Source organism: Streptomyces caniscabiei (assembly GCF_014930365.1).
Taxonomy (GTDB): Bacteria; Actinomycetota; Actinomycetes; order Streptomycetales; family Streptomycetaceae; genus Streptomyces; species Streptomyces caniscabiei.
The window spans coordinates 315,116-321,858 of sequence record NZ_JABXWI010000001.1 but is presented as its reverse complement, the minus strand read 5'-3'; the positions used below and the strand labels follow the sequence as shown (position 1 = coordinate 321,858).

Here is a 6,743-nt window from a genome sequence, read left to right as displayed (position 1 = left end):
TGGGGTTCCACCGCACTCCCCGTCGCCCACCGCTCGGCAACCCGCCGCTCGCCGCTCGGCAATCCGTCGCTCGGCAATCCGCCGCCCGTCGACACATCGCGTGCCGCTCGGCAACCCCTCGCCCCTACCCCGCACGTCACTATCGCACCCGACGCGCGCCTCCCCCCTGGGCGTATACGTGCAGGTCAGCGAGTGGTTGCGTATAAGGGAAACATAAGAGTTGAGTCCCCTCCGCTCAGGTCTGTTGACCCATCGGGGGGCGTCATGCACACTTGAGTCCGTTCCACTCAAGTCATTGTTGGAGGAATTGAAATGGCACGTGCGGTCGGCATCGACCTGGGCACGACTAACTCCGTCGTCAGCGTTCTTGAAGGCGGCGAGCCCACCGTCATCACCAACGCAGAGGGCGCCAGGACCACGCCGTCCGTCGTCGCCTTCGCCAAGAACGGTGAGGTGCTCGTCGGCGAGGTGGCCAAGCGCCAGGCGGTCACGAACGTGGACCGGACCATCCGGTCCGTCAAGCGTCACATGGGCACGGACTGGAAGATCGAGCTCGACGGGAAGCACTTCAACCCGCAGCAGATGAGCGCCTTCATCCTGCAGAAGCTGAAGCGCGACGCCGAGGCCTACCTGGGCGAGAAGGTCGCGGACGCGGTCATCACCGTCCCGGCGTACTTCAACGACTCCGAGCGCCAGGCGACGAAGGAGGCCGGTGAGATCGCGGGGCTGAACGTGCTCCGTATCGTCAACGAGCCCACCGCCGCCGCCCTCGCCTACGGCCTCGACAAGGACGACCAGACGATCCTCGTCTTCGACCTCGGTGGCGGCACCTTCGACGTGTCCCTCCTGGAGATCGGCGACGGCGTCGTCGAGGTGAAGGCCACCAACGGTGACAACCACCTCGGTGGTGACGACTGGGACCAGCGCGTCGTCGACTACCTGGTGCAGCAGTTCCGCGCCGGCCACGGCGTCGACCTCGCCAAGGACAAGATGGCCCTCCAGCGCCTCCGCGAGGCCGCCGAGAAGGCCAAGATCGAGCTGTCCTCCTCCACCGAGACCTCGATCAACCTGCCCTACATCACGGCCTCCGCCGAGGGCCCGCTGCACCTGGACGAGAAGCTCACCCGCGCCCAGTTCCAGCAGCTGACGGCCGACCTGCTGGAGCGCTGCAAGACGCCGTTCCACAACGTCATCAAGGACGCCGGGATCGCGCTGTCCGAGATCGACCACGTCGTTCTCGTCGGTGGGTCGACGCGTATGCCGGCCGTCGCCGAGCTCGTGCGCGAGCTGACCGGCGGCAAGGACGCCAACAAGGGCGTCAACCCGGACGAGGTCGTCGCCATCGGCGCCGCCCTCCAGGCCGGTGTCCTGAAGGGCGAGGTCAAGGACGTCCTGCTCCTCGACGTCACCCCGCTGTCCCTCGGTATCGAGACCAAGGGCGGCATCATGACCAAGCTCATCGAGCGGAACACGACGATCCCGACCAAGCGGTCCGAGATCTTCACCACCGCCGAGGACAACCAGCCGTCCGTGCAGATCCAGGTCTACCAGGGCGAGCGCGAGATCGCGGCGTACAACAAGAAGCTCGGGATGTTCGAGCTGACCGGTCTGCCGCCCGCCCCGCGCGGTGTCCCGCAGATCGAGGTCGCCTTCGACATCGACGCCAACGGCATCATGCACGTGACCGCGAAGGACCTCGGCACGGGCAAGGAGCAGAAGATGACCGTCACCGGCGGCTCCTCGCTGCCGAAGGACGAGGTCGACCGGATGCGCCAGGAGGCAGAGAAGTACGCGGAGGAGGACCACGCCCGCCGCGAGGCCGCCGAGAGCCGCAACCAGGGCGAGCAGCTCGTCTACCAGACCGAGAAGTTCCTCAAGGACAACGAGGACAAGGTCCCCGGTGACATCAAGACCGAGGTCGAGGCCTCCGTCGCCGAGCTGAAGGAAGTGCTCAAGGGCGAGGACACCGCCGAGATCCGCACGGCCACCGAGAAGGTCGCGGCCGTCTCGCAGAAGCTCGGCCAGGCCCTCTACGCCGACGCCCAGGCCGCGCAGGCCGCGGGCGGCGAGGCCGGCGCCGGTGCCGGTGACGCCAAGGCCGACGATGACGTCGTCGACGCCGAGATCGTCGACGAGGACCGGAAGGACGGTGCCGCGTGACGGAGGAGACCCCGGGCTTCGACGAGCAGCAGCCGCAGTCGGCTCAGCCGCAGCAGCCTGATGTCCCCTCCGGCTCCGAGGACGCCGAGCCGAAGGCCGCCCCCCAGGAGGGGGCGGCCCCGGCCGGGGACGCGGCAGCGACGGCCCAGGTGGCCGGTCTGACGGCGCAGCTGGACCAGGTGCGTACGGCGCTCGGTGAGCGCACGGCGGACCTCCAGCGCCTCCAGGCCGAGTACCAGAACTACCGTCGCCGGGTCGAGCGCGACCGGATCACGGTCAAGGAGATCGCCATCGCGAACCTCCTTACCGAACTCCTGCCCGTGCTCGACGACATCGGGCGCGCGCGGGAGCACGGCGAACTCGTCGGCGGCTTCAAGTCCGTCGCCGAGTCCCTGGAGACGGTCGCGGCGAAGATGGGCCTGCAGCAGTTCGGCAAGGAGGGCGAGCCCTTCGACCCGACGATCCACGAGGCCCTGATGCACAGTTACGCGCCCGACGTCACCGAGACGACGTGCGTGGCGATTCTCCAGCCGGGGTATCGCATCGGCGAGCGCACCATCCGCCCCGCGCGGGTGGCCGTGGCCGAGCCGCAGCCGGGTGCGCAGCCCGTCAAGGCCGAGGGCTCCGAGGAGCAGGCGGCGGCGGCCGACGACAAGGAGAGCGGTGGCCCGGACGAGGGCTGACGCCACCAGCCTGAATGGCGTGCAGGGTGAGTGGAAGGAGGGACGTCGCGGATGAGTACCAAGGACTTCATCGAGAAGGACTACTACAAGGTCCTCGGCGTCCCCAAGGACGCCACCGAGGCCGAGATCAAGAAGGCGTACCGCAAGCTCGCCCGTGAGTTCCACCCGGACGCCAACAAGGGGAACACCAGGGCCGAGGAGCGCTTCAAGGAGATCTCCGAGGCCAACGACATCCTCGGCGACCCGAAGAAGCGCAAGGAGTACGACGAGGCCCGCGCCCTCTTCGGCAACGGCGGCTTCCGCCCCGGGCCCGGCGCCGGCGGCGGCTCGTTCAACTTCGACCTGGGCGACCTCTTCGGCGGCGGCGCCCAGGGCGGGGGGCAGGCGGGCGGCTTCGGCGGGGGCATCGGCGATGTCTTCGGCGGCCTCTTCAACCGGGGCAGCTCCGGCACCACGCGGGTGCAGCCCCGGCGCGGCCAGGACATCGAGTCCGAGGTCACGCTCAGCTTCACCGAGGCCATCGAGGGCGCGACCGTCCCGCTCCGGATGTCCTCGCAGTCGCCCTGCAAGGCCTGTACGGGCACCGGCGACGCCAACGGCACGCCCCGCGTGTGCCCGACGTGCGTGGGCACCGGCCAGGTCGCGCGGGGCTCCGGCGGCGGTTTCTCCCTGACGGACCCCTGCCCGGACTGCAAGGGCCGCGGCCTGATCGCCGAGCACCCCTGCGACATCTGCAAGGGCTCGGGCCGCGCCAAGTCCTCCCGCACCATGCAGGTCCGGATCCCGGCGGGCGTCTCCGACGGCCAGCGGATCCGGCTGCGCGGCAAGGGCGCCCCCGGCGAACGGGGCGGCCCGGCGGGCGACCTGTACGTCGTCGTGCACGTCGACCCGCACCCGGTGTTCGGCCGCAAGGACGACAACCTCACGGTGACCGTCCCGGTGACGTACCCGGAGGCGGCGCTCGGCGGAGAGGTCCGGGTCCCGACCCTGGGCGGACCGCCGGTCACCCTGAAGCTGCCCCCCGGCACCCCCAACGGCCGTACGATGCGGGCCCGGGGCAAGGGCGCCTTCCGCAAGGACGGCACCCGGGGGGATCTGCTGATCACGGTCGAGGTGAGTGTCCCGAAGGACCTGTCGGGGAAGGCTCGTGACGCGCTGGAGGCGTATCGCGAGGCGACCGCGGGCGAGGACCCGCGAGCGGAGCTGTTCCAGGCCGCGAAGGGAGCATGAAGGTGATGGACGGCCGCCGTAGGCAGAACTCATTCGGTAACCGGGCTTATGAGCTGACGGAAGAGACACCGGTGTACGTCATCTCGGTGGCCGCCCAGCTCTCCGGTCTGCACCCGCAGACCCTGCGCCAGTACGACCGTCTCGGACTGGTCTCCCCGGACCGCACCGCCGGGCGCGGCCGTCGCTACTCGGCCCGTGACATCGAACTGCTGCGCACCGTCCAGCAGTTGTCGCAGGACGAGGGCATCAACCTGGCCGGCATCAAGCGCATCATCGAGCTGGAGAACCAGGTCGCCGCGCTCCAGTCGAGGGTGGCGGAGATGGAGGCCGCGCTCGACGGCGCCGCCGCGGCCATGCGCCAGCGCGAGGCGGCGGTCCACGCGTCGTACCGGCGCGACCTGGTGCCGTATCAGGAAGTGCAGCAGAGCAGTGCGTTGGTGGTGTGGCGGCCGAAGGGGCGGCAGCCGTCATCGGACTGACGGGTCGGCAGCGTCTGACTGACGGATCGTCAAGTACGCGGAAGGGCCCGGAGGTTCGCACGAACCTCCGGGCCCTTCCTTGTGCTCAGGGGGCCAGGGCCGCCCAGGCGTCGCCGGGGGCCGATTCGGTGCCGTCGGCGTGGAGGGCGGTCACCCAGTAGAAGTGGGTGGTGCCGGCGGCGGCCGTGGTGTCGGTGTACGACGTGCCGGTGACCGGGTCGGCGGTCAGGGACTCGTAGGCGGCGGTGGCCGGGTTCCACCGGTACACCCGGTAACCGGTGATGTCCGTGCCGTTGTACGAGCTGGACAGCTTCCAGGTGAGGTCGACCGCGGCCCCGCCGTCGGCGACCTCGGCGTTCACGTCGACCAGCCAGTCCGCGGGGGTCTCCACGGTGGGCCGCAGGTCCAGCTCGGTGACGGTCGTGGACACCATCTTGTCGGCCGACGTGTAGTTGGAGTTGCCCGAGGTGTCGACCGCGTCCACGAAGTACGTGTGGTGCTCGCCGTCCTGGAGGTTCGCCGAGTCGACGAGCCGGCTGGTGCCCGCCTTGACCGTGCCCACATGCGTGTACTCGGTCCCGTCGTCCACCGTGCTGAGCCGGAACACGTTGTACTCGGCGAGGTCGGAGACCGGGCTGTCGTCCCAGTCCAGGACGGTGCCGTACTCGGTGGCGGCGGCCGTGAACCCGGTGACGAGCGGCGGGGCGGTGCCGTCGCCGTAGCCGTGGGAGATGGTCTGCGAGGGGCCCGACTCCCGGCCGAGCGCGTCGACGGTCGTCACCCAGTACACATAGAACCCGTCGTTGGGGCTCGGCACGACCGTGGTGTCGGTGCAGGCGTAGCTGTGCTTGGTGCCGTAGGCGGTGTCGACGAGCGTCGGCTCGCAGGGCACCACCCGGGAGTCGACGACGTCGAACGTGCCGGTGGCGTCGTCGAAGCGGCGCTCCTCGCGGTGCACCCGGAAGGTGGTGGGCGCGTGCGGGGACACGTCCCAGCGCAGATCGACGCCGCCGCCGTCCTCCGGCCGGTTCTCCGTCTTCCAGAGGTACGGCACCGCGAGCGGCCTATCGATCGACACCACCGACGAGTACGCGGTGTTGCCCGCCGCGTCCGACACCGCGACCTTGTAGTACGAGGTCTCCCCGTACGGGGCGGTGGCATCCGTCGCCGAGTTGCCCCAGGGGCCCTTGACCTCCTCGAACGGCCCGTCGGGCGAGGCGGACCTCAGCAGCCGGTTCGTCTCGGCCCCTTCGGACATCCACCAGAGCGACACCCCGTCGAGGGCGGAATCACCGCTGACCTTCAGATCCCGGACGGTCGGCGCGATCCGGTCCACCGTGGTGACCAGCTGATCGGCCGTGCCGGTGGACGCGTTGCCCGCCTTGTCGTAGGCGCGGACCTCGTAGTAGTACGCCGCGCCCGACTTCGGCAGCCCGGTGTCGGTGTACGAGGTGGAGGTGGTCGTCGCGAGCGGCGTGCTGCCGAACGAAGCGCCCTTGAGCCGCCGGTAGACCTTGTACCCGGCGAGGTCCATCTCCTTGTTCTTCGCCCAGGTCAGCTTGGCCTTGCCCGTCTCCGAGTCGTACGACACCGAAGTCCCGCTCGGGACAAGGGGTTTGACCGTGTCGACGGTGGCGGAGGTGCGGGGCGCGTACGTGAACTTGACCTTGGCGGAGCCGGTCCAGTTGACGTAGTCGACGCGGAGGGTGTGCTTGCCGGCGGGGATGGTGAGGTTGACGGTCTTGGAGACGGTGGTCGTGCCGTTCTTCCAGAGGTCGATCTTGCGGGCGCCGGTCGTACCCGGGTCGAGGTAGATGCGGATGCCGTCCAGGCCGGAGGCGGAGAGCGCGAAGGGGCCGCCCGAGCCGAAGTCGCGGGTGACGGTCCAGCGGACGCCGAAGTTGTTGGTCGGCAGCCCGGTGGCGGGCGCGCCGGTGCCCCAGTCCTGGTCGATCGCGCTGTCGCAGTCCGTCTTCTTCGGAGTGCCGGAGAAGGTGGTGTTGGCGAAGAGCTGCCGCTTGAAGACGGGGGAGGCGCAGGTGACGGCCGCGTTCGCAGTCGTGGCGGTCACTGCGAGCAGGCCGCCGACGGTGGCGAGCACGACGGCGGTGGCCGCGGCCGTCGTCGAGCGTCTGACTGAGGTCATGGGGTCCTTCAGAGAGGGATGCCGATCGTCGCCGGCGGGTGACAC

5 protein-coding genes are annotated in these 6,743 nt (G+C 69.7%); 4 read left to right on the top strand and 1 reads right to left on the bottom strand.

Features of this window, described 5'->3' with window-relative positions; genetic code table 11:
• The first annotated feature begins 312 nt into the window (after positions 1 to 312).
• The 4 genes from dnaK to HW837_RS01715 are packed head-to-tail and all read left to right on the top strand — an operon-like array spanning position 313 to position 4,552.
• On the top strand, positions 313 to 2,160 hold the full coding sequence (gene dnaK, locus HW837_RS01730; protein WP_045558228.1) for a molecular chaperone DnaK: 1,848 nt from the start codon (positions 313 to 315) through the stop codon (positions 2,158 to 2,160).
• Positions 2,157 to 2,843, top strand: coding sequence for a nucleotide exchange factor GrpE (gene grpE / locus HW837_RS01725; RefSeq protein ID WP_045558227.1), 687 nt, complete (start codon positions 2,157 to 2,159; stop codon positions 2,841 to 2,843). The genes dnaK and grpE overlap by 4 nt, the downstream gene beginning before the upstream one ends.
• A gap of 51 nt (positions 2,844 to 2,894) precedes the next feature.
• A complete protein-coding gene (dnaJ, locus tag HW837_RS01720) occupies positions 2,895 to 4,073 on the top strand; it encodes a molecular chaperone DnaJ (RefSeq protein WP_045558226.1) in 1,179 nt (392 codons plus the stop codon).
• A 5-nt stretch (positions 4,074 to 4,078) separates the two neighbouring features.
• Positions 4,079 to 4,552, top strand: a complete 474-nt coding sequence (locus HW837_RS01715; protein ID WP_078853486.1) for a heat shock protein transcriptional repressor HspR — start codon at positions 4,079 to 4,081, stop codon at positions 4,550 to 4,552.
• A gap of 85 nt (positions 4,553 to 4,637) precedes the next feature.
• On the opposite strand, the gene HW837_RS01710 is transcribed toward HW837_RS01715, so the two are convergent.
• Positions 4,638 to 6,698, bottom strand: coding sequence for a PA14 domain-containing protein (locus HW837_RS01710; protein ID WP_193382412.1), 2,061 nt, complete (start codon positions 6,696 to 6,698; stop codon positions 4,638 to 4,640).
• Positions 6,699 to 6,743: the final 45 nt, after the last annotated feature.

Excerpts from the sequence above, each read along its gene's own strand:
- HW837_RS01710 (WP_193382412.1), bottom strand. The coding sequence starts at position 6,698 with ATGACCTCAGTCAGACGCTCGACGACGGCCGCGGCCACCGCCGTCGTG.
- dnaK (WP_045558228.1), top strand. The coding sequence starts at position 313 with ATGGCACGTGCGGTCGGCATCGACCTGGGCACGACTAACTCCGTCGTC.
- HW837_RS01715 (WP_078853486.1), top strand. The coding sequence starts at position 4,079 with ATGGACGGCCGCCGTAGGCAGAACTCATTCGGTAACCGGGCTTATGAG.
- dnaJ (WP_045558226.1), top strand. The coding sequence starts at position 2,895 with ATGAGTACCAAGGACTTCATCGAGAAGGACTACTACAAGGTCCTCGGC.